Source organism: Ochrobactrum sp. SFR4, assembly GCF_019730395.1.
In the GTDB taxonomy this organism is placed as follows: Bacteria; Pseudomonadota; Alphaproteobacteria; order Rhizobiales; family Rhizobiaceae; genus Pseudochrobactrum.
Map to the genome: position 1 here is coordinate 1 of NZ_JAAPBB010000127.1, position 530 is coordinate 530.

Annotated in this window: 1 protein-coding gene; it reads right to left on the reverse strand. The window is 41.3% G+C overall.

Going from position 1 to position 530, the window contains the following annotated elements:
* Window positions 1-59: 59 nt before the first annotated feature.
* Window positions 60-530 (reverse strand): aspartate/glutamate racemase family protein (locus tag HBA93_RS18190; protein WP_221724234.1); only part of this gene is annotated, 471 nt, incomplete at its 5' end.

Here is a 530-nt window from a genome sequence, read left to right on the forward strand (position 1 = left end):
ATCCGCATATTAAAGTGCGGATCTATTATGAGACTTTAAAATATAATGCTTATTGATTACTAGCTTTGAATTATAATTCGGCTACCAAAAATGGGCTCGTCATATTTAAAAGCTCCAAATTTATTTAACTCTTCTTCTGAAGGTGCTTCGCAGGATCCTTTGCGACTTGGAATCCATCCGCATTGACGCTTTAGTATAGCCGCATATTCAGCTCGTTTAAGAGCCGCAATAGATGGATCGATGACCGGCACACCAAGCTCCTGTTCAATTTTCTTGTAAAAACCAATTTCCATTGTGCAACAGAGAATGAGCGCCTCAGCACCATCATCTTCTACTGCTTTTCTTCCGGCACTTAGTAAACGGCGACCCGTTTCAGTATGGTCTTTCTGGAAGTCATCGACACCAAGATTAACATCATAGAAACCAGCTAAACGATGAGCATGTCCATATTCATGAACCGTAGATTGCATTTGATGTACCCACTTACGTCTTCCGACGATGATGCCAAAACGGTTCGATAAACTAGCTGC